At 37.2% G+C, this 22423-nt stretch carries 23 protein-coding genes and 2 pseudogenes; all 25 read right to left on the reverse strand.

Annotated elements, in window-relative coordinates; all coding sequences use genetic code 11:
- Positions 1–110: 110 nt before the first annotated feature.
- On the reverse strand, positions 111–1280 hold the full coding sequence (locus ACWYN3_RS16670; protein WP_456222139.1) for a TPM domain-containing protein: 1170 nt from the start codon (positions 1278–1280) through the stop codon (positions 111–113).
- A gap of 27 nt (positions 1281–1307) precedes the next feature.
- Complete coding sequence (locus tag ACWYN3_RS16675) at positions 1308–2078, reverse strand: hypothetical protein (protein WP_456222140.1); 771 nt, start codon at positions 2076–2078, stop codon at positions 1308–1310.
- 40 nt (positions 2079–2118) lie between these two features.
- A complete protein-coding gene (locus ACWYN3_RS16680; RefSeq protein ID WP_456222141.1) occupies positions 2119–2790 on the reverse strand; it encodes a hypothetical protein in 672 nt (223 codons plus the stop codon).
- An 18-nt stretch (positions 2791–2808) separates the two neighbouring features.
- Entirely contained in the window at positions 2809–4041 is a 1233-nt protein-coding gene (locus tag ACWYN3_RS16685; RefSeq protein ID WP_456222142.1) for a hypothetical protein, read from the reverse strand.
- Between the two features lie 158 nt (positions 4042–4199).
- The gene (locus tag ACWYN3_RS16690; RefSeq protein ID WP_456222143.1) at positions 4200–4619 is read right to left on the reverse strand and encodes an OmpA family protein; all 420 of its coding nucleotides are present in this window, start codon (positions 4617–4619) and stop codon (positions 4200–4202) included.
- Positions 4603–5520 (reverse strand): hypothetical protein, encoded by a 918-nt coding sequence (locus ACWYN3_RS16695; protein ID WP_456222144.1) that lies wholly within the window; start codon positions 5518–5520, stop codon positions 4603–4605. Before ACWYN3_RS16695 ends, ACWYN3_RS16690 begins: the two co-directional genes overlap by 17 nt.
- Positions 5521–5525: 5 nt before the next feature.
- Entirely contained in the window at positions 5526–6002 is a 477-nt protein-coding gene (locus ACWYN3_RS16700; protein ID WP_456222145.1) for a DUF4280 domain-containing protein, read from the reverse strand.
- A 79-nt stretch (positions 6003–6081) separates the two neighbouring features.
- Complete coding sequence (locus ACWYN3_RS16705) at positions 6082–7005, reverse strand: hypothetical protein (RefSeq protein ID WP_456222146.1); 924 nt, start codon at positions 7003–7005, stop codon at positions 6082–6084.
- Between the two features lie 40 nt (positions 7006–7045).
- Positions 7046–7816: pseudogene (locus ACWYN3_RS16710) on the reverse strand (DUF2931 family protein); the annotation flags it as partial.
- Between the two features lie 307 nt (positions 7817–8123).
- Positions 8124–9080, reverse strand: coding sequence for a DUF2931 family protein (locus ACWYN3_RS16715; protein ID WP_456222147.1), 957 nt, complete (start codon positions 9078–9080; stop codon positions 8124–8126).
- A gap of 74 nt (positions 9081–9154) precedes the next feature.
- Positions 9155–10657: a T6SS phospholipase effector Tle1-like catalytic domain-containing protein gene (locus ACWYN3_RS16720; RefSeq protein WP_456222148.1), complete on the reverse strand. Its 1503-nt coding sequence runs from the start codon at positions 10655–10657 to the stop codon at positions 9155–9157.
- Between the two features lie 2 nt (positions 10658–10659).
- Complete coding sequence (locus ACWYN3_RS16725; RefSeq protein WP_456222149.1) at positions 10660–11127, reverse strand: hypothetical protein; 468 nt, start codon at positions 11125–11127, stop codon at positions 10660–10662.
- Positions 11124–11642, reverse strand: a complete 519-nt coding sequence (locus ACWYN3_RS16730) for a phage baseplate assembly protein V (protein WP_456222150.1) — start codon at positions 11640–11642, stop codon at positions 11124–11126. Before ACWYN3_RS16730 ends, ACWYN3_RS16725 begins: the two co-directional genes overlap by 4 nt.
- Positions 11626–12501 (reverse strand): contractile injection system protein, VgrG/Pvc8 family, encoded by an 876-nt coding sequence (locus ACWYN3_RS16735; RefSeq protein WP_456222151.1) that lies wholly within the window; start codon positions 12499–12501, stop codon positions 11626–11628. Before ACWYN3_RS16735 ends, ACWYN3_RS16730 begins: the two co-directional genes overlap by 17 nt.
- 243 nt (positions 12502–12744) lie before the next feature.
- Positions 12745–13143 carry a type VI secretion system tube protein TssD gene (gene tssD / locus ACWYN3_RS16740; protein ID WP_456222152.1) on the reverse strand — a complete coding sequence of 133 codons (399 nt, stop codon included), beginning with the start codon at positions 13141–13143 and terminating at the stop codon, positions 12745–12747.
- A gap of 106 nt (positions 13144–13249) precedes the next feature.
- A complete protein-coding gene (gene tssD / locus ACWYN3_RS16745; RefSeq protein ID WP_456222153.1) occupies positions 13250–13765 on the reverse strand; it encodes a type VI secretion system tube protein TssD in 516 nt (171 codons plus the stop codon).
- Positions 13766–13867: 102 nt separating this feature from the next.
- Positions 13868–14104, reverse strand: a complete 237-nt coding sequence (tssD, locus tag ACWYN3_RS16750) for a type VI secretion system tube protein TssD (RefSeq protein WP_456222154.1) — start codon at positions 14102–14104, stop codon at positions 13868–13870.
- A 20-nt stretch (positions 14105–14124) separates the two neighbouring features.
- The gene (gene tssD / locus ACWYN3_RS16755) at positions 14125–14262 is read right to left on the reverse strand and encodes a type VI secretion system tube protein TssD (protein WP_456222155.1); all 138 of its coding nucleotides are present in this window, start codon (positions 14260–14262) and stop codon (positions 14125–14127) included.
- 37 nt (positions 14263–14299) lie between these two features.
- Positions 14300–14728, reverse strand: coding sequence for a type VI secretion system tube protein TssD (gene tssD, locus ACWYN3_RS16760; RefSeq protein ID WP_456223048.1), 429 nt, complete (start codon positions 14726–14728; stop codon positions 14300–14302).
- A 93-nt stretch (positions 14729–14821) separates the two neighbouring features.
- Positions 14822–15391, reverse strand: a complete 570-nt coding sequence (locus ACWYN3_RS16765; RefSeq protein WP_456222156.1) for an NAD(P)H-dependent oxidoreductase — start codon at positions 15389–15391, stop codon at positions 14822–14824.
- Between the two features lie 169 nt (positions 15392–15560).
- A pseudogene (locus ACWYN3_RS16770) lies at positions 15561–16813 on the reverse strand (DUF5458 family protein).
- A gap of 180 nt (positions 16814–16993) precedes the next feature.
- A complete protein-coding gene (locus tag ACWYN3_RS16775) occupies positions 16994–17440 on the reverse strand; it encodes a hypothetical protein (RefSeq protein ID WP_456222157.1) in 447 nt (148 codons plus the stop codon).
- 74 nt (positions 17441–17514) lie between these two features.
- On the reverse strand, positions 17515–20037 hold the full coding sequence (locus ACWYN3_RS16780) for an ATP-dependent Clp protease ATP-binding subunit (RefSeq protein ID WP_456222158.1): 2523 nt from the start codon (positions 20035–20037) through the stop codon (positions 17515–17517).
- Between the two features lie 12 nt (positions 20038–20049).
- Positions 20050–20625: a hypothetical protein gene (locus ACWYN3_RS16785; RefSeq protein ID WP_456222159.1), complete on the reverse strand. Its 576-nt coding sequence runs from the start codon at positions 20623–20625 to the stop codon at positions 20050–20052.
- Between the two features lie 7 nt (positions 20626–20632).
- Complete coding sequence (tssR, locus tag ACWYN3_RS16790; RefSeq protein WP_456222160.1) at positions 20633–22417, reverse strand: type VI secretion system protein TssR domain-containing protein; 1785 nt, start codon at positions 22415–22417, stop codon at positions 20633–20635.
- Positions 22418–22423: the final 6 nt, after the last annotated feature.

Raw genomic sequence — 22423 nt, forward strand, 5'->3', positions numbered from 1 at the left:
CTCCTTCTTTATTATATGTTGGTTTGGTAACAACAATTACTTTATGGTATTGAAATGTCCTGAAACTACATTGCGGACAAAGCTCAAAAGACTTAAACTGATTGCCCTCATCATAACTTATTTTTTTTTTGCTCCTGCTGGTCCTGGCTCACCCAGATATCATAAGTATTTACTCCCAGTTTTTCTTCTGCAAGCTGCCCTGCACTTAAATACGGAGCACCCTTTTTATTTTTATTCCGGTCAACCCTGATCATTTCTCTATTCTGCGTATCCAGAACCGCCTTAAAACGACCAGCAGATTTCTTTCTCCTCGCTCCTTCAATAACTATCCCGAGCAAGATCAAAGGGGAAGCAATAAGATACCATTTCGCTCTGCTATTTAGTAGCTCCACACTTCTTGTGAAGTTTAAATCGTCAGTATTAGTTTTTCTTAATGCACTCAACGCGTTAAAATATCTGAAAAACAATAAAAATGAAAGAAAAACATACATGACAACTGCAATATCAAAAGCATCACAGCGTTTAAACCATGAAATCACAGGTTCAAATCCCAAAATAATAATCAGGAGAAAAACTGACAATACTAATCCCAGACAACCAATCCCATTTACTTTATCATAACCAACCATCTGTTTGGTCTTCTCCCTGGAAACATGTGGTGTCACTTTTTTAATATCACTAAAAACAACTATAAACAGCAGTAATACCAGAACGGATGGGATAATTGCCTTAAACCATAAGAAACGACCCTTTTCCTGCTTTCCAAGTAACTGATCAAGTTCCTTTTTATTAGCAGGCTGAGCCAGATAATCTGCAATAGTATTTAATGTAAGCGCAGTTCCTTCGTTGTACTTTTCTTCCTTAAAAGCAGGTACAAGATAATGATCACCAATTCTTTTCAGCGCAGCATCCGGAAGAAGCCCTTCCAGCCCATAACCAGTAATAAAACGATACTGTTTTCTGTCAACAGCGATAAAAAGGAGTAAACCATTATTTGCTTTGCCTTTACCTATCCCCCATTTATTGAACAAATTCAGTCCAAAATCAAAAGGATCACCATTTTTATCAAAATCACGCACAATAACAACCGCCATTTCTACTTTGGTTGTTTTCGAGCCCCCAGCGATTAAGTGGTTAAGTGAATCCACGGCATTGCTACTCAATACCATATCTGGATTACTTACATAACCATTTCCACTAGCTTTAGGATCCTGAATCTGATCTATAGTATATCCTTCCTGTGCATGAATAAATCCGGCTCCGCACAGAAAAAAAAGCAACAGGCAAACTATCTTTTTTAAATACATCTAAATTACTTCAAATTCAGTTTTACCCTCTGGGATATAAAATAACAGATCCAGACTGAGCTCCTCTTGTTTCTCCTGATTTTGCAAATACATTGCTGGTTCACCATTTAAGCGTTTAAAAGCAGCCATTTTACCATCAGCGTAATAATGAAAAACAGCATCCGGTGCTAAAGGCATGAGTTCAAAACCATCCTCAAAATCTTTAACCAGATTTTTCACACGTCTTGTTGACTCCCGTTCATTCAGGTACATACTGGTGGCCATGATATGCTCCCTCTTAGCCAGTTCCTGTTCAAACTGAGCATATCTTTTGTTACTGATGGATTGTGCCAACCGAGCATAAGCCTTTCTTAGCTTCGATTCTACATCATCCACATCTTTTAAATGAACTCCTTTACGCCAGCCTTCTAGCTGATAGGAAATCTGCGCATCAAACTGATCACGCTTCTGACTATAGGGTAGCTGTTTTTTAAGATCAGCTTCCGGAAATTTATAAGACAACAAATCATGCTTAAACTCAAACCCATAACTGACATCATACAATTTCAGCTTATAGGCCATTGCCGCATTTACATCCAATACAGTTTGCCCGGAATGCGGAAAAACCCTGACATCAAGCTTTTGAATCCCGCTATCCAAAATAGCAAAATTGACCGGGGCTATCGAAGAAGCTTGTCCGGAGTTATCCAATATCATAACAGGAATATCATTAACCCGTATCTCAAACAGACAAGCCGAAGCATTAAATTCGATTACATAATATGGTTTCAAGACAGTTGTATTAATATAAAAAAATAAACAGTTATCAGTATTATTTACCAGCTTTAGCCAGGGCTTCTTCAATCAGTGCCTGCGGACTTACCGCGTAACCTTTTTGTCCAAGTAATTTATAGATATCTTTATTATCATTTTTAAACACAGCCAGGTTTGAGGTCTTAACACCAGTCTTATCTAACTCCTGCAAAAGGAAATAAATCACATTGTCCTTTACCCATACACATTGTCTGAAATTCACACCACTATCATTATCCTTTACCGCTCTGTCTACACCAGGAGCTCCCACTTTTTCCTGAATGGATTTAACCAGGCCATTATTTGGTGAGGCATTATAAAGTCTCAGTTCATACAAGGCCAGTATCCCACCCTTTTCTGTATAATGGAATATGACTTTATTAGTCATATTATTACCTGCACCGGATAGATCCGAATGATTATAGATTAATAATTTAGGAGAGGTGCTTTCAACTCTATCATAACCAGACAAAGTTTTCTCCTCTGATGGGCTGGTACTCACCGGAATACCAGAAGATTTATCATCAATGGATTGAATCGTTTCTTTGAATGTAACACCAGCTAAATCAAAACCTTCAGCTACCGGAGCAGCAGACTCGGTTTTAACACCCTTATCTTTTTCTCCATTACTTTTTGAATTACACGATTGAATAGTCATAGCGAATAGAATAACGAAAATAGTTGCTTTCATATAATGATTAATTTTTGTTTAAGAATTTCTGATTAAAGGTATATCTGCGCTTACTCCCGCATATTTTTCTAAATTTTCGATCACATCAAACTCAGGGATCAGTGTTGCTTTCGCTTCATAATTGTAAAGCTCATATTTTTTATCCGTTTTTAGCATGCCTTTTTTAACAGAAACCCCTACCTCTACTTTAAAAATAAATTTAACCTTTAAACCGTCAAATTTCAGTTCGGGTCTGTAATTAAGGCCTCTTTCATCATAGTTCAGGTTGTGGCCAAAAGTCACGGATGCAGTTCCTGTAGCCTTCACTTTACCGTCAGCAAAAGCCTCAACTCCCATCACAGTTATTTTGCCTCTGACCTCAACCCCAGCATCAATCTCCGCTTTCAAAGTAGCGCCAAGCTTCGCATTGGCAATATTCTGATCAGATTTGGTATTAATGGTCAGATTAGTTTCGCCCTGTATGGTTCCGGTAATAATCAGGTCAATATACATTTTCCCACTAAATACCGATCCTTCTTCCTCACTCATCCAGTCTCTGAAATCATCAAATACCTTTTTAGCGGCAAGATTAGCTGCACCACCTGTTAAAAAGCCGGCTACACCCTGTACGGCTGCATCCAGTAAATCTATTTTCACTTCCAGACCAATCAGCGGATCTGCCTTAAAATAGAACTTAATCTCGGTGCCTATCTCATTGATTTTCTTAAGTTCACGCTGCCCTCTTTGTAACTGCCATTCAGCTCCTAAGCAGAAATTTGGTTGCAACATACTAATTGACAAGCCCATAGGGAGCTTTTTCACCTTTCCTTTTGTAGTATCAGTTATAGCTTTAGAAAGCTCTTTCAGAGAGGCGAACACATTAAAAAGCCATTTGATCTTTTCACTGTATTTTAACGTTGCATCATAATGACCGCCATAAGTAGCACCCGATTTATTCCAGTTCGCTTCCAGTACTACACCAAAATCAATCTTCGTATATTCCCATCTTTTTTCAGCTCCGATTCTTCCTGCCTGTTTCTGCATAGCTTCATGCTGTTTAGGGGATAGTTTCTGCCACTTCACACTTAACTTCTCACTCATATTCAGGAAAAAATGGAAATCCCATTTAATATCTGAGTAAGCAACAATAGCGATCGTAGCCCGCTCCGGATTCGAGAAATATCTACAGGAATTGATATAATAAAGAAATTTATTGGGTGGATTTAAAATGGGCCAGATATATTGCAGCGGGATGATTTCCAATTTTGACAAATCGGAATACACTTCTGTTTCAATCTGCTCCCCCTTAATGGTTAATTCATATTTCGGATTAATATCATGTTTATCCGTAGTCAGCTCAATAACCTTAACCTTCTGATTATCATGCGAAGGCGTCCTGATGCAACCTTTATTTTTAAAATTCTGAATGATTATCGGTAATTTTTCTTTTTAGCCTTAGCATCTCCTGCAAAAGTTTCATAAACGATACTCTCTGCATTATTTTCAAAGATCCGGAAAAGGATGGTGGTACGTCTGTTCATCTGATGCTCTGCTTCGGTCAGGTGATCACCCTTAATAGCTGGCATACTTTTCCCATAACCTTTGGCTACAATTCTCGACTTCGAAACTCCTTTATCTACCAGATAATCTACTGCAGATTGGGCACGTTTTTCGGACAATGTCATATTATACTTATCCGTTCCCCTGATATCAGTATGTGAACCCAGTTCAACCGGAACATATGGAGACTCCAATAAAAATGTAGCCAGCTTATCTAAAAGCGGACGCGCAGCACTTGTAATGGCCCACTTATTAAAATCATAATAGATTTCTTCAGATCTGGAAAGCACTTTTTTTCGGGTCTTTCAATTGCAATTTACCCTCATCAAAAAGCAGGAAAGGCTCACCTTCTATCACTTTAAGTACAGTGAAACTACAGGGCTCGAATCTTTTTATATTCAAATCACTCTCGCCAATTTTGACTGGCAGATTATTCTCGGCCTCTTTAACCGTCTTATTATAGATTACGGGTTTAATCTCCAGATAGCGGGCATGCGAATCATCCTGATGATCATCTTTGATATAATCAGTTGTTCCGTCAATACATACTCTGACATAAAGCTCATGTTCTATCTTATCGGCGCCAATTTTACTAAACCACGTGAAAGTATTACGGATCATGAAGTTAACCTCTCCGTTGGTACAATCGATATTGGTATAAGTAAAGATCTTTTTATCGGTTCCCCATTTGCGGCAGTAGACCACTACGGTTAACGTATATCCATTGAGCCCCTCGGTCACCAGGCTTAGATTTACATCTTCACCATAACTTATTTTTTTCTTTTTACGAATATCAGCACCGCCTGGTTGCATACTCCAGGAAGAACTTACTATTTTTTGCGGGCAATACCCGCGTACCAATAAACCTGATTCATCTTTTGTATCCGGTTTACCAGTTAATGAAGCTCCCAGATAATAGGCCTGAGCACCACTCAGTTTTTTTGAAATACTAAAATTTTTAAGTATCGACCCTGCTCCCTGATACTGTACAATAACATCTATTTTCTTATTATCATATAATCTCCAGAGAATTTTATTCTTATCAGTATCTGTTGTATCCGGAAGCCACTCCGTTACTGTAAATTTTGATTTTCCTCCTCCAGGGATAACCAAAATCCTACCACCACCCATTTTTGGGTAAAAAACATTATCAGGCGCAAGGGCTATTTTTTTGACTCCTTTGTTGGACATTATTTTTAAGCTAAGATGATTCCTTCTGCTGTTAATTTGGGTTTATGAAGTGCCTTTGGATCAATTCCAGGATTCAAAGCCTTTTGCACTTTAGGATTAGCCTGTTTCATCTGCTTCTTACTTGCTTCAGCAGACTGTCCATGCTTCAATACCATGATACAATCAGGTCCTCCTATCGGACATGTCGCTTTACTGCTTTCCACTAAGACCTTTCCACCGTTAGTTAAAGTAGCTTTTTCATAAAATCCTTTCCATTCAGTAACTATAACATTACATGGTTTCCCAAGCTGTTTCGCACAGTTGCCAAAACTATTATTATTAAAAGTCTGACCAATATCTTTTGTACTGGCTATCAGCTTTGTACTGCCGTCTTTGTCATTGGCATATTCCTTTTTCTGGCTCAACACCTTTAATTTATCGGGTGCAGATCCAAAATTACATTGACATATTGCCCCTTGAACAAGTATATATTTTTCTGCCATAACTTAACCAAATAACGTTTTCATAAATTTTGAGAATCCTCCTGCCGGAGCTTCTTCTTTCTCTTTAGTTGTTGAAGCATTAGCCAGCAGATCTTCTGATTGCTGATCTTGCACCTGATATCTCATACATACTGATACTGATAACTTCTTTGCATTGAAGATTCATTTCCCAACTGACTTCCAGCGCTTCTATACTTTTTGTCACAGCATTCAGGGCATACCTGGCCTTATAACTGGCTTCCACTTTAGGGATTGTATCATTTTCAAAACGCATAGTAGCGAAATCATCTTCTCTGATCAGATCTGCAATACTTCTTTCATCAACTGACACGCCTTCATGTCGGATTTCTAATTGATCACTATCATTATATAACGGACTAACAGTCTGTTTGACAGAAAATACCAGCGGTAATGAATCTCCGACCAGAGGAAAGTGAAGATCATCTTTACTTTCAAGCTCCTGCTGATAGGATTTATATATTCCTGCAAAAAAAGTTCTTACCACTAAGTCTTTCCTTATAGCGTTGTCTATTCTGTCAGGGTCATTAATAACTATTTCCATCTGAGCCAGATAGTTCTCAGTTTCCTCTCCGGTAAAGTAGTCCAGACAGATTTCCTTCACGGTTTTCCAACGTTGCTGTATTGCTTCTGTATTTGCAATAGAAACATATGATCCTGCAAAATCAACATGTAACTGCAATGGATAAAATACGCTTCCTGTTTGCAATGCAAGTTGCTCAGCAACTGTTTCAGGCAGACTATCATTAATATATACCGGACTGACTTTCTCTACTTCGAAAATCCGCAAATTCTGAGCAATGGTCTTTTTATAGGTAATAGAGATTTCATACTTCAAAACTGTTTCCAGCCCGTCTGAACCAAAAACCTCACGCAGGCCATACACCCTTTTAAAAAAAGGAGGTACTAACTGCAACCAGACAGAGTGGTTTGAAGCAAATGAAACCTGTCTATCAGGTAAAATAAGGACTGTTTTATTTTCCATTAATCAGAAATAACTGTTACTACCTATAACATTTATATATCTACTCAGAATCATGCTGAGTTTTAGCTTTTTGTCTTATTATTTTGATTTCTTTCCCTTCTGTTTTTAGGGTTACTGTTACTGCAACTGTATACTCAGTTGGATCTACCTCAAAATGTAATTCTGCTTTGCCATCCTGTGGTACCTTCGCAAATGCCGATTGAATTTCTACTTCATCAAAGATGATATTAGTGATCATTTTGCGTCCTTTCTGATCAATCCATGTTACATCTATTTCTTTAGGCACAGCCCTTTGCTCAAAACTATTATTAGCCAAAGAGCCATTGAAAATCTCTTCCTCTTCTGCATTTAAATATTTACAGTATATCTCGTAAAATTTAGCTGTATTCAAATTTGCATTAAAACGCCAATTATATCTTTTTAACCACTTATCTACCTGATCAGTTTTGAAACCTTCTTTTTCAGCTTTCTCACGAAGTTCTTTTGGCAAATTACGTTCATATGCATTTTTAGCAAATCCAGGTTTAAATATATGGGCATAATCAGCTCCAAATTCCTGAGCTGTTAGTTGAACTTCTTTAGCCTGGAATTTACCTACCTCAACTTGTTTATGTCCACCAGCTAACCATAGCACTACAGTACCCCCGGGAGTCATGCCCAACGTCAGGTAATTATAATTTCTTTGTTCATTTGTATGGTGATCTAAGAACCCTTTTTTAAACAGCTCCGAAATTTTCTGTTCAGGCAAAGCAAAACGACCACGATAAAACTTATTCTCAGCATATGAAAGCCAGGTAATAGACAAGCTATCTGGATTTTTTTTTTTTTATTAGGTCCTTTATCCATTATACAACCACTATTCCCCCATCCTGCATGAACAAAGGTACATATGGGTAATCCAACATTAGAGTTTTTACCAGTAATAAACTCTCCCTTTATGATTATAATAGGGTACTCTTTTGGGGCTCCTATAGTAGGTATCCAATCATACGCTTCCCTTTCCATCCCTTTACAAGATAAAAAACTAGTTACCAGTACAAATTGAAAAACTATCAGTTTAAATACCACACCTTTTTTAACTATCATAGTTAATCCTTCTTTTCAACAACAACCTTCCCCTATTCACTATCATGCTGTGTTTTAGCTTTTTGTTTCACTATTTTAATATCTTTGCCCTCAGTTTTAAGAATTACTGAAACTGTATATTCATTTGGATCTACCTCAAAATGTAATTCTGCTTTACCATCCTTTGGTACCTTCGCAAATGCCGATTGAATTTCTGCTTCATCAAAGACAATATCAGTTATCATTTTTCGTTCTCTCTCATCAATCCATTCTACATAAACTTCTTTTGGAACAGCTCTTTGTTCCAATTTATTATTGAGCAGCTCCTGCCCAAAAATTTCTTCTTGTTCTGCATTCAGATAAAATGGTCGAAGCTGATAAAACTTAACTGCTTTTGAATTAACAGCAAAATTCCAATTATATCTTTTCAGCCATCTTTTTAACAGCTCATGATTAACACCATTTTTGGCTACTTGCTCACGAATTTCTGGCGCTACATTTCGGTCATAAGACTCCCTCGCAAATCCTGGCTCAAAAAGATAAGCTTCGTTTGATCTGAGGTCATGTTTTGTTAGTTTAACTTCTTGAGCCTGAAATATACCTACTTCTACTTGTCTTACTCCCCCAGTTAACCATAAAACTACTCCCCCCCCCGGGGTCATGCCAATTGTCAGATAATTATAGGTCTTTTGCTCATTCATATCATGATCTAAGTAGCCTAGTTTAAATAAATCTGAGATCTTCTGCTTATCCAATGCAAAACGCCCGCTATAAAATTTATTGTCTGCGTAAGAAAGCCACGTTATAGCAAGACTATCTGGGATAGATTTTTTATCTGGACCTCCTACCATTACACTTCCACTAGTTCCCCATCCCTGATTTACAAACTCAGATCCTGGTAAAACAGTATGATCACCATTACTTGAAATAAACTCTCCTTTTATAATTCTTATTGGATATTCTTCTGGAGCTCCGATGGTAGGTATCCACTTATATTCTTGTTTTTCCATACGCTGACATGATGATAATTGTACTGAAAGTATAAATTGCAAAACGAACGATCAGCTTAAATAATATAGTTTTTCTAACCTTCATAGTTATGCCTTTTAAGTTGCCCTCCTTCAATATTTGGTTGAAATGCTTTTGCAATTCCTTCAAAATTAGATGACCAGTGCAAATAGCCATTTCTTAAAAGACGCAAATTTTTCTGTTCTACTATTTCTTTATTATATGCAGCTTTCGTAAGCTTACCCATTTTTAGCTCTTCATCTAATTCTTTAAAATATTTGAATTTAAGCGGTTCTGCATTTCCAAATACATAATCATGAAGTCTGGTCTTAATAAAACACAATAAATGTTGTGGATTATCGCTAATAGGATATTTTTTCTTCAAAGCAATCTCATCAATAGTTAAAGGTTTAGAAAATTTCAAACTAAACTCACACATAAAATGCAAGGGAATAAAACTATAGTGATTTATAAAATCTCTCGTACCTATTAGTTTGCCTTTATTAATTACCAACTGACGGTCTAAATACCAGCTTTCATTAATCAGACGTTGTTTCTCTTTTTGCAACTCAGCATTAGTTCCTTTTAAAATACTCGGTACTATTTCCTCACCACTCGGATAACTCCCACCTATATCAGAGTGAACTCCTGGCATATCTTTTTCAATACCCCTGGTCCCTGCACTTTGTATACGAGTAAGTGCAAAGTACTTTCGATGCTCATCACTAGCTGTTAGATGAATAACTCTTTCTGTTGAACCAAGAGAATTCAAATGAAGTTCTTTAACATCATTAGTAAAATCAGGCATAAGTGAAAAACCATTATTGTAAGATGAAACCGTATCAAACAGACCTACAAACCGAATCTTTATCTCCTTAACTTTTATCTTATTTTCCAATAACCTCCTGCCTAACTCTCCCCCCTTTGGTAAATTTTCAAGTGTTGTACGTTGCCCATGTACATCAAATTTATTCTTAAAAAACCCAGATGACACATTTGCTTTATAGGGAAGGCGACCTACCTCGAAAATAAAATTTCTAGCCGCTGCAGCGCCCCTACTAAAAAAAAAAACATCAATAGTGAGTGTTTTAACATTTTTACCTGGCACTTTTGATGAAATCTGATCAGCCAGACTAACACATCCTTCCATAACTCTGGCAGGAATACCAGTTGCATTTGCTCCAAATCCTGAGCCATCATCATCATCCTTTTCTTTCTGCTTGCTGCCCATTCCCTCCACATATATCTTAATGATAGAAGCACCAACCTCCTTACATACCATGAATAATCTAGCTACATTTGAATAGTCGTTCTGATAGCTACCTTCACCAGCCTTACTTTTAGTATTGTACATATTATTTAGCGTCCCATCGAAAAACATACCAGCTAAAATATCTACCCCATCCACAGTAGTAAACTTCATTTCTTTCGGTTCACCAAACTTAACTCCTTCTGCACCTTTTTCATTTATGGTACCAGCAGCATTAGAATTTATTGTCTTAGCAGAGGAAGTGTGCTCCAGCTTCGCAATTTCATTCATATGCCCATTAGATATCTTTATGATATTACCTTTGCTCATAATTAAAACAGGTTACTTTTTTCCCCACTGTTGTTATGAATGGTCTTTGCAGCATGTTTGGTAATGCTCCCCTCGAGACTACTCAAATTGAGTGCACCAGCTGCCGTTTTTGTAATATTTGTCGCCTCACTCTGAAAAGCATCAACAGCAATTTCTGAGATGTTTGCTGCATTTAGCGTATAGTCCGCACCTACACTTATCTGACTATTTACGCCGACTTGTGTACTCATATTATTTCCTGCCATCAAAGTGATATCATTTCCTACCCGCACATCCAGATTCTCTGCTACATTAATCTGCATATTCTTAGAATTCAACGTCATATTTTCATTTGCAGTAATCGTAATATTATTTCCTGCAGTATCAATATGAATAATATTTTTATTGATATCCGTAATTGTAATCCCATGTCCCGAAGGCCCGTCATTAAATTCAACTAAATGGCCACTTCGGGTCGCAATACTTTTCATATATGGTTCGCATCAGATCCACCCGCCCCTGTAGAACCATGAAAAATACTTCCCATCACGAACGGTCTGTCCGGATCATTATACCTGAACCCGACAATTACCTGGTCACCAACTTCCGGAATAAATACATACCCCCTGTTCTTTGAAAAAGGTTCACTAGAACCACCATCAGGAGTCAATACCCTGATCCAGTCTGTCGTTGCGTTATTTTTTTGCCATAACATCTGTACTTTAATCCTGCCCGTTTGAGAAGGATCATTGTTATCTGTTACAATAGCCACCTGTGATTCGGCCTGAGGAACGTGAACGCGTTCAACCGTCAGCACCTCCGTATCCGCAGGAACTCCTTTAAACGTATTTGTGTACCTGCTTAAACCATCAATATGATGTGTAATTTCTGTGATTAAAAATTTACTCAGAGAATCCTGGTTAAATACCCCTGTATCATTTTTACGGGAGACATAAACATCTGCAATACTCCCAATATTCAATGCGGTATTAGTACTTTTTTTCACCAGTAATATCTGATAAATTAGAAGCCATTGCGGCTTTATGTTTTTCAGCGAGTTTATCCAGCTGACTTTTATTTTCCACTCTCGGTTTAATCGGGTGGTTTACACTATTGTCAAAAACAGAAGAAGACTGCTGCAATGCATGTTGAGAGAAACCATTTAGTCCTTCTACATGCCCAGGCGCCTGGGCATCCAGTGTACTGTTTTCTTCAGAACGATACGAGAAATAAGAGAAACCCATTGGAAGAATCCGAACCGCCATATTCATCACATTCAGGTTCTGACCATGTACCAGTTTCACAGATTTTTGTTCAGATGGCTTACCAAAATGCAATACCCGGCCATCATAATAAAAGAACTCTCCGTATTCTGAGCTCAATCTGTTAATAAAGCTGAAATTGCTTTCCTTAAACTGCGTTATATATTTAAGACTTTCTCTGTAAACAGGTTTAATAGAGAAATCAATGTCATTTTTGGCCACGCCAGAAGTCACCTTATTGACAATGTCATCCAGTTTCATATCACTAAAAGAAAGCATGTTTCCACCACTTTCAAGCAAAATTGTCGGAGAATAGCCCTTAATAATAAGGTTTCCTCTTAAACCATGGCTTTGAGAAAGATTAACCTCGCAAACTACCCCCTTAAAAGCCGTATTACCATGATCAATACTTATGATAAAGCCCTTACCAATCCACGATTTAGACTGGTCAATTTTAAAAGACCCGGTTTCTTCGATTACATCCTGGTTAATGATGAGTTCAAATTCGTGATGACGATTAAATGCCTGGGTAATTTTAAGAGAATTAAAATGAATAATTTCTTTATCATCAATATGTATTTCCAGATTAATTTTCTTTTCCATTTGTTGGAAGTTTGGTCGTTTGAAGATTGATTATATTTTTGATCCTGATCTCAGGAAATTTGGTCTTTTGGAGTAACATCTGGTTTTGGAACTATCATATAGCAACGTTTTTATTTGCATAGAAAACAGACAAAAACAAGCTTACACCTATCAAATAATAAATTAACAGGAAATAATAATTAGCTAAAATGATTTTATAATTAAGGCAGCAAAACACAAAGTCTTGCTGCCTTAAAAAATAGATTAGGCTTTTGGCCAGTCGTTAGTATGTTCTGCATTTCCAAGCTTAAGCTTGCGTGCAGATAATACAAAACTTAAAGTCATTGGTGTTTTATCATTTACAGCAATACCTTCATTATATTGAATGATATAACCATCTTCGAATGATAATTCTTTCATTTTCGCATCTTCTTCACCTTTTTTGAAAGTAATAGTTCCAGATAAAGGTTTGTACTGGTTATTAACCATCGATTCAATAACTGAAGTATCTTCTGTCGATTCGATCTCAACATGGATAGTTCCGCCATATACACCTGATGATGGACGGCCTTTAGCGTCTACATCTCTATTTAATGAAAAACTGCATTGCAGCACATCGAACTCTTTTGATCCTAGAGTTAATCTGGTTTTAAAAAAAGCCATGATAATATTTTATTGTAAAAATTTGTTAATTGATTAACGCAATAAGATTAAATATCGGTATTATTTAGCTTTATACTAAACATGATATTAAAATTTAATAGGTTAATTACGCTTTAGGCCAGTCATTAGTATGCTCTGCATTGCCAAGCTTTAATTTACGGGCTGAAATCTGAAATTTCAACGTCATTGGGTTATCACCCGTGATCCTGATTCCTTCCGAATACTTAACAATGTATCCATCTTCAAAATGAACTTCTTTCATCTTTGCATCTTCTTCAGATTTTTTGATGAGCAATACGCCGGCAAGAGGTTTATATTGATTGTTTACCATCGCTTCTACAATAGAGGTATCTTCAGTAGATTCGATTTCTATATCAATCGTACCACCATATACTCCGGAAGAAGGTCTTCCTTTTGCATCTACATCACGGTTTAGGGAATAAGCACAATGAAGTACATCGTACTCCTTGCCCGAAAAGGTTAATCTTGCTTTGAAAGAAAGCCATAACTTTAATTTTTGGGTGAAATATTTATTTATTACTATACAGACAATAACAAAAAGTTTGCCATTATTACCAAAACTCCCCAACACGGAGTCAGGCAGCATTTTTAGGCTGAACAAATAATTAATTGCTGATTAACAGGACAGTTTGCCTATAGATTGGTACAAATAAATATTCTGCCAGCAGGCATTACCTGTGGCAGAATAAATTAAAATACCTGATTAAGCTTTAGGCCAGTCGTTAGTATGTTCGGCATTACCGATTTTCAACTTACGTGCTGATATTACAAAACCTAAAGTCATTGGTGTATTGTCGTTAACGGCAATTCCCTCATTGTACTGGATGATGTAACCATCTTCGAAAGATAGTTCTTTCATTTTTGCATCTTCTTCGCCCTTTTTGAACACGATAGTTCCTGAAAGTGGCTTGTACTGGTTATTCACCATTGATTCGATCACCGAAGTATCTTCAGTTGATTCTACTTCAAGATGATAGTTCCACCATAAACTCCTGATGAAGGACGTCCTTTTGCGTCTACATCTCTGTTTAATGAATAGCTGCATTGCAACACATCGTACTCTTTTGAACCTAAGTTCAGTCTGGTTTTAAACGCCATGATAATTTTTTTTTAAATGTTAAACGGTCAATTACAATTAAGCCTTAGGCCAGTCATTAGTGTGCTCTGCATTACCCAGTTTTAATTTACGGGCAGAGATCTGGAATTTCAAGGTCATTGGATTATCTCCAGTGATATTAATTCCTTCTGAATACTTAACGATGTATCCATCTTCAAAATGAACCTCCTTCATCTTTGCATCTTCATCAGATTTTTTGATTAGCAAAGTGCCGGTTAAAGGTTTGTACTGATTGTTTACCATTGCTTCAACAACTGAGGTATCTTCGGTAGACTCGAGTTCAATATCGATTGTTCCACCATACACTCCGGAAGAAGGTCTTCCTTTTGCATCTACATCACGGTTTAGAGAATAGGCACACAGTGAAGTACATCGTACTCCTTGCCCGAAAAGTTTAATCTTGCTTTGAAAGCCATAACTTTTTGTTTTAGGGTTATTATTTATAATTACTGTGACATTAGCAAATACTCTGCCACTATCATCTTATAATCAACAAGATAAAACAAATTATCCAAATAACCTACAAAAAAGATACAATGCTTAGATGATCTTCGATCCAAAGGCTTCCAGCTTCCTTAACCACTTCTTACTGTATTCGTTATCCAGAGAATAAAGCTGTCCGATCGTGTTGGTTAAGACAGGATGAAAACGACAGTTTTCAAAAACGTTTCTTTTAATAGACAAGTAAGTAATTTTCTTGTCTTGTTTCCAGTACTCAAATGTTTCCTGGTCAAGAATAGAAACTATCCTTGCTGATTTACCACTAAAATTATTATTGATCCCCTGTTGTGCAGCATGAAAAACCTGGTTCGGCATAAATAACCGGTCAAAGAACCCCGTAATCCTGGTAGGAATAGAAGATAAATAAACCGGGCAGAACAATACGACATGATTTGCCCACATGATTAAATCAAGTGCACGTTTCAAATCAGGTTCCAGTTCAGTAACCCTGTTATTGAATTGCTTGTTAGAATTAAAAATCAGATCAACGATAGCAATCTCTTTGATATGTGCGCCGGCTTCTTTAGACCCCTTAACATATGCCTGGATCAAATAACTTGTAGCAGCAGTCTTTTCAGGATCACCATTTATGATCAGTAGTTGTTTCATGTATTTGCGGGCCTATGTAAAGTTCAGATGCTAAAATATGAAGAAATTGTTAAGCGCGGAAATGTGAACTGATATATAAAAAAATATCCGGCTCAGATTAGTGTAATCTGTCCGGATATTTTTAGAAATTGTATAAAATCTATTTGTTTCTCAAAAACGAAATGGATTATTACTGCTGTGCATATTCAGAACTCCAGGTAGTTTCTTCATCCTCCCCTTTTTGCCCGTCAAGTTTCACTACGAAACTTTTGCAGGGAAATAAGGAGTAATGTGAATATCCAGGTGAATCTTATCTTTTTGTAATTCATCACGCTCAAAACGCATAATTTTGAAACGCTCAATTAAACGCTCTGGTCCTTGAATCCCGTCCAGAAATTTAACAATCTGTCCACGCAGGTCCTGTTCAGTTTTAGAAGTCCAGTTCTCAAAAGCCCTTCTGTTTAAGAAATCGAAAAGCACTTTGGTTACATAATCAAACACACGTACTACAGAATAAGTCTGTAAACCGATGTTATCACCATTAAACAGTGTCTTAGCAGAGAAAGCCATTACTTTTCCATACTCATTCACCATTGGCACTAAACCAATGCGCTCTAAATGTGAAATTTCACTCTTTTTAAGATCAAACTTAACCCCATCCACATCATTGATAGCACCATGTTTTTTACCAGCAGTTACCTGCGACATCAAAGTATAGTACATTTTTCCGGCTAATGCCGCAGATCCAGGTATAGTCAAATCATCATCTTCTTCGCCTACTTCGCTAACCTTGCCCCTGCCAACTAACCAGTTACAAGTCATAATCACATTTGATCTGAAAGCATCTGCACCAGTTAAGTTCGCTGCCGTAAATAAATCAATTACATCATCAGGCTGATCAAGATCGGCAAAATCTGTTACCAGCATCGCTTTATTTTCGTAAGCCACCTTACCCCATTTCTCAACCACTTTATTAGAACCCATATAACCTGGGATAACCATTAAAGAATAGTTTTCACGTAAGTCAAGACGGTCATATTTTTGTTTCAGCTCATCACTTACAAAATCTACAAATCTTGGATTGTCCAGATCTTTAATCTGATCCATAGAAGCATTCAGCAATACAACGTTTTTCAATTTGTCCGCCTCAGTATTCTGATAGAACAAATTAACAGATCGGTAAGCCTGCTCAAGCTCTCTTGTGCTTTCCAGTGCTGAAGCTATATTTTTATTCAGGTTTTCTTCTGCCGCCAATAACTTCTCGGTACTTTTGTGTCATTGAAGCCACAGAATCAGAATCTTCCAATACATCAATCCACAACTGGATTTTCTTTTTCAATTCTTCTCTTTCTTTTTTCTTCTCATCACCAGTCAGAAAAAAATCTGTTTTCTTGCTTTTCTTTCCGGATTTAAATTTTGTAACCCATCTACAGTTGCTTCCAATAAATCGAAACCACCAACTCTTGCCAGTTTGTCTAAGCTCTCCTGGAGAGAAAGTTTCCCCTTTTTTCTTCTTTTTCCGCCGGTTTAAATCCTGCTGCCTGGGAGGTATCTTGTGCTAATTTTTGTTCTTCTGGAGTTGCCATAATATCTTTTTGTAATCTTAACCTATGTATACCTGATCTATTTATTCTCTTCTAACTCTGCTACGAAATTTTTCAAAGCACTGATGAATGCATGTTTTGTTTCTGCGTCATCAAGAGTAGATTTTAAAGTTTTGTTTGATTTAAGCTGCTTAATAACATTTAAAGACATCTCACGCTCAATATTAATATTATTCAGGTGAGTACTCTGGTTAATGATACTTTTCACAGAAAAATCTCCAAGGTTGTTGAAATGAAGAGTTTCTGATACAGGCATACCATCCTGTCTTTCAAAACCCACATTAACTTTAGGCTTATAATGATTAAAGACCTCCTGTACAGTTTTTAAACCCTCTACTTTTTCAGGCTTGATCGGTTCATTATCTGTTAATTTTTGAATAAAAAGCGTTTTATTATGGGCGATATCTGCGAATGCTTCCGAAGTATCTATCTTTCTTTCGTTTCCGCCAATTTCATAGTTAAACATAGTATTGATATTTAAGGGTTTAAGATCTATTAATAATAAAAATATTGATTTTAATTTTAGAAAACAGTATTTTCTTATAATTTGTTTTCTAATTCAGTAACAGGACTTTGCTCAATTATTTCCCATTCCAGTTTTTCTTCTGTCTTGTTTTTCTTAATCACAATTGTACTGCCTTTCTTCAAAGCACCAGAAATGATATATTTTGAGATAGGCCTGCGCAATTCATTACGGATCACGCCAGATAACTGTCTTGCACCATACTTAGGTGTAAAGCCACTTAGCGCCAGCATTTTCGTCGCTTCTTCTTCTATTTCAAAAGCTATGCCTTGTTTATGCAATGCATCAATCAGACTTTTCAACTGGATCTCGAATATTCTGACCACATTACTCTCATTGATTGGCGCAAATGGTACAATCTCAGACAGACGTGCTAAAAACTCTGGTCTGAACTGACGGGACATAATTTCCATTAACTGTTGTGAAGTAGGGATTATTCCTTGTCCAACCTGCTCAGCAATCCATTCACTTCCAATGTTAGAAGTAAATAAAATCAGGGAATTAGAGAAATCTCCCTCTTTACCTAACCTGTCATGCATATGTCCTTCATCCAGAATCTGTAAGAAAGTATCAAATACAGATGGATGAGCTTTTTCAATTTCATCAAATAACAGTACAGAATAAGGCTGCTCTCTGATCTTGTTAACCAGCATACCACCTTCTTCATAACCGACATATCCCGGAGGCGCACCATACAGTAAGGCCGCTGAATGCTCTTCCTTAAACTCAGACATATCAAAACGGATCATTGCCTTTTCATCATTGAATAAGAATTCAGCAATAGATTTGGCAAGCTCTGTTTTTCCTGTTCCTGTAGGGCCTAACAAGAAGAATGAACCAATAGGCTGTCCTTTTTTGTTCAACCCACTCCGTGATTCAAGTATTGCATCAGAAACGGCTTTCAAAGCCTGATCCTGTCCAACTACCCGTCTTTTCAGGAAAGCCTCCATGTTCAGCAGTTTTTCTTTCTCCTGCGCCTGGATTTTCCCCAGAGGAATACCCGTTTTTTTATAAGACACAATAGAAGCGATATCCTGTTTAGTTACCTCATCAGACTTACGTTCAGTCAAGACTTTCAGTGCATCCAGATTTTTGGCAATATACTGATGGTACTCATCAGCAGTTTCAAAAGCTTCAACCTGCGTTTCATCTGTCTGCTGCTGCCCCAATAATACAGGGCTTACCTTATCCTGCAATTGGTTATATAACCATTTATAATCCGTTAACTCAGTAACCTCGTCAATATCCGACAATTCTAATTCAGCCAGTGTCTGCGTTAATTCTTCCAGTACTTTCTCCGAAGTGTCGTTCATCATCTTCATTGCAGCCATAGAACGGTCCAGCAAATCAAAAGCAGAATCCGGAAGCCTGCGGTCTTTCATATACCGCTTCGCCAGTCTCACACATTCAGGAATCGCATCCGGCTGAACTTTCAGCTGATGATGCTCTTCATATTTAACAGTCAGTTTTTCCAGCATTTTTATTGCCGAAGCCTCATTAGGCTCATTCACCTGCAAAACCTCAAACCTTCTGCTGAAAGCCTGCTCAGGCTCTATAATTTTCCGGTACTCATCAATTGTTGTTGCGCCAATAACAGTGATCTCTCCTCTTGCCAGTTCTGGTTTTAGTAAATTACCAACCCCACCACCAATCGGCCCCTTGTTATCCAGTAACGTATGAATTTCATCAATGAATAATACCGCCTTATCAAATTGCTTGATTTCTTTTAAGATATTTTTCAGACGATCTTCAATCTCCCCTTTGTAAGAAGCTCCCGCGATTAAAGATCCAAGATCAAGTTCAAATAGCTGAACCCCTTTTAGTAATTCAGGGACATTATCCGCAATGATATCCTGTGCAAAACCATCTACTAAAGCAGTTTTACCAACTCCTGCATCTCCTGTAATAATCACATTTGGTTTAGTTCTGCGGCAAAGGATCTCCATGATCATTCTAGCTTCTTTATCTCTTCCAATGATAGGATCGGTCTTGCCATCTCTTGCCAGCGCAATCCTGTCAATACAGTATTTATGCAAAGCAGTAGTACCTGCGTTTCCTTTACCACCTTTTTCCGAACCAGAAACAGGTGCCACAACAGCTTGTAATTCTTCATCCTTCAAATAAAGATCAAGTAGTTCTTTTTCTTTGATCGGGAACGATTTCAACTGATCCGGCTTAAACCCAACTGTAGGCTTGCACAAAGCAGTGAGCACACAAATAGGTGTAATTAAATCCAGTCCAACCTTGATTCTTACCAGGTCAGCTTCTTCAAAAACCTTTGCAATTTCCGGGCTGCCTTTTACTTCCTCTGCTGAGGACGAGCTTTTCTCCAGTTCTTCAATTCTTACTTCAGCCCATTCACTGATATATTCTTCATCTTTCCCTATGGAAGACAAAAAACCTCTCAATCCAACTTCCTTATGCATTAAACCTTTTAAAAGGTGAGCAGCAGTAAATTCAGGATTACGGTACTCTTTAGCGAGGGATTGTGCAACCCTGATCGCTAATTTTACTGATTCACTAATGTTTGTTAGACTCATAATAATCTGATACTAAGGTGTTTCTTTTACAGCACTTTCATTAGCAGCGGCCTGCACAAAATTCTTTTCCGTGATATAGTAGTAAGTTTTTCCATTGGAATTAAACTGCTGCTGTCCAATTTGCGTTCCTCTTTTAATCTGCTCGCTGGAACTGATCAGGAATTTTAAATAAGCTTCAAAGTCCGCTTGTGGCATTTTACTCTGGCTTTTTAAATCTGCAACAGTGTATTTATTCAGCAGTTCATTCGAAACAGGCAAACCAGTTACAGTTTTAAGATATTTAGCCAATGTCATCTGTTTGATATTACCTTTAGAAATATCTACATCCAGTAAATTACGCAGCACATTGAAATAGTTCTTCTGTAGTTTTTTTCTGAAAGAAGATTGATCCGCCTGAAGATTCTGTCCGATCATTAACGAAAATATATCACTGATCTGTTTATACTCCATTGTATTTAAGATCAATGCATATTGCAACAGCTCTTTATTTTTCGATACAATATCAGAATGAACAGAAGAAGTCATAAAATATTTGAAACCGTTGTGCGGCATTTTATCTGCAACCTCATCACCTACCGGCGCGTTCAAACGGCTTTCAACAACTGCTGATGATAAGTTTTTTACGCTCGATACCAGTTAATCTGAAAGCACTATCCAGAGAACTCACCTGGCTATTAATATCCATATCAGTCTCTTTAATGAAACGACGCACAGCGATGTTCATAGACTCATTGGAATTCACAGATCCTTTAGTAGGGAAAACTACCCCACCCTGTATTAAACTGTTTTTAGGATAATCCAAATAATAAGAGATTGAATCCAGACGACTTGTATTATAGGCCTGGGTATTATTCAATCCTTCACCTTTTATCAAAAATCTTTTCTTTTTATCTGCTGAATAAACAGCCGACTCAGATACCAGTTTTTTAGATTGCAATACAAAATTATTGAACAGCTGATCGTAATCACTATACACCTGAATAGCCAGTAACCTTGCATCTGCACGTGCAAACTCTTCAGTCAGCTGAGATAATCTGTAAGAAGAAGACGTTTCATTTCCAGTACTTCCAATCAAGACAATCAGATTGGTTTCGTTTTTATGGTTTTTAAACATGTTTAATCCTGCCTTTATCCCATCAAAAACAGGTTCAGCAGTAATTCTACCATTATATCTTTCAGTTCTCTTTGCTTCAGTAGAAAGGAAACTCATGAGTTTTCTATAATCCGGAGAGACATTAGGCGTACTTAATATCCCAGGAGCTTCATTTCTATAAACCACAGCACCGTAACTTACCTTCTGTTTTTTGCCATAATCATTGAAAATATTTTCGAAGGATTGAATTGTATTCGTTAATCCTGAGAAATATCTCGACATCGGGCTACCACCATCTACTACAAAAATCACATTGATCTGGTGGATATTTTTCCTTAACTCTAAGTAAGTAAGATAAGATAAAGTAGATCCGTTAATCGTAATCAGCTTATTGTTTGATTTATTATAAACATCAGTTGCAACGCCCATGGTATAATTCCCGGCACCGTCGTCATTTACAACAGGCGCACTTCTCAGGATAATATCATTTTCAGATAAAAGCGGATCCATATGCACACCACTCAATGCCAGTGCAACTGAATCACTCTGCTCATAAGAATCTATCTGTTTAGGTGTAATATATAACCTGTCACCCCAGCTATGAACAGCATCAGTAGCTATCCAGCCATAAATACTTTTTCTTGCACTGTCAGTAACCAGCTGATCTTCATTTCCGATCAGGTATTTCTTACCATCTTCAGATTTTTTAAAGATATAATTGAGTTCATGTAACTTGACTTTTGATACTTTCTTTTTAAGCTCAGGCGAACTGTAAACATAAGCCGAGTCTGTATTATCATAATAAAATCTGGACTCAGTCAATGGAACCTTACCGTTAATGATAGCGATCGATTTTTCCGGATAACCTGTTTTCTGGTTAGAATATGATCTTTGCCATAACAGCATTTTTGATTTTGGAATCCATCCGTAACTGATGGCACTTTTCTTATCATTGATCTTTCTGCCTCTGATCATTCCAGCTTTGTACTTAATCAGTTTTAAGTAACCGTTTTCATCTTTAGAAACATAAAAAGGTTCCATAAAGTTCAGCTTCTTCATAATCAGACTTCCGCCAGGTGCTGTAGTTGTATAATTTTCATCTCTATCAGAGAAAACTATCCAGGGCAGACTTGTTTTGCCGCCATCATCACTTAAATTAGTATTGGCAGATGGTTTAGCATAAGCCTTAGGCATGTATTTTACTTTTTTCCCAAATGCTGAAGGCGATTGCGCCATTACAAAAGCAGTTTGGGCAATGAGTATAGAGAGTGATATAATTCTTTTCATAGCAGG

Source organism: Pedobacter sp. NJ-S-72 (assembly GCF_053890575.1).

Excerpts from the sequence above, each read along its gene's own strand:
- ACWYN3_RS16680 (WP_456222141.1), bottom strand. The coding sequence starts at position 2,790 with ATGAAAGCAACTATTTTCGTTATTCTATTCGCTATGACTATTCAATCG.
- ACWYN3_RS16695 (WP_456222144.1), bottom strand. The coding sequence starts at position 5,520 with ATGTCCAACAAAGGAGTCAAAAAAATAGCCCTTGCGCCTGATAATGTT.
- ACWYN3_RS16700 (WP_456222145.1), bottom strand. The coding sequence starts at position 6,002 with ATGGCAGAAAAATATATACTTGTTCAAGGGGCAATATGTCAATGTAAT.
- ACWYN3_RS16705 (WP_456222146.1), bottom strand. The coding sequence starts at position 7,005 with ATGGAAAATAAAACAGTCCTTATTTTACCTGATAGACAGGTTTCATTT.
- ACWYN3_RS16715 (WP_456222147.1), bottom strand. The coding sequence starts at position 9,080 with ATGGAAAAACAAGAATATAAGTGGATACCTACCATCGGAGCTCCAGAA.
- ACWYN3_RS16720 (WP_456222148.1), bottom strand. The coding sequence starts at position 10,657 with ATGAGCAAAGGTAATATCATAAAGATATCTAATGGGCATATGAATGAA.
- ACWYN3_RS16725 (WP_456222149.1), bottom strand. The coding sequence starts at position 11,127 with ATGAAAAGTATTGCGACCCGAAGTGGCCATTTAGTTGAATTTAATGAC.
- ACWYN3_RS16735 (WP_456222151.1), bottom strand. The coding sequence starts at position 12,501 with ATGGAAAAGAAAATTAATCTGGAAATACATATTGATGATAAAGAAATT.
- tssD (WP_456222152.1), bottom strand. The coding sequence starts at position 13,143 with ATGGCTTTTTTTAAAACCAGATTAACTCTAGGATCAAAAGAGTTCGAT.
- tssD (WP_456222155.1), bottom strand. The coding sequence starts at position 14,262 with ATGGCGTTTAAAACCAGACTGAACTTAGGTTCAAAAGAGTACGATGTG.
- ACWYN3_RS16765 (WP_456222156.1), bottom strand. The coding sequence starts at position 15,391 with ATGAAACAACTACTGATCATAAATGGTGATCCTGAAAAGACTGCTGCT.
- ACWYN3_RS16775 (WP_456222157.1), bottom strand. The coding sequence starts at position 17,440 with ATGTTTAACTATGAAATTGGCGGAAACGAAAGAAAGATAGATACTTCG.
- ACWYN3_RS16780 (WP_456222158.1), bottom strand. The coding sequence starts at position 20,037 with ATGAGTCTAACAAACATTAGTGAATCAGTAAAATTAGCGATCAGGGTT.
- tssR (WP_456222160.1), bottom strand. The coding sequence starts at position 22,417 with ATGAAAAGAATTATATCACTCTCTATACTCATTGCCCAAACTGCTTTT.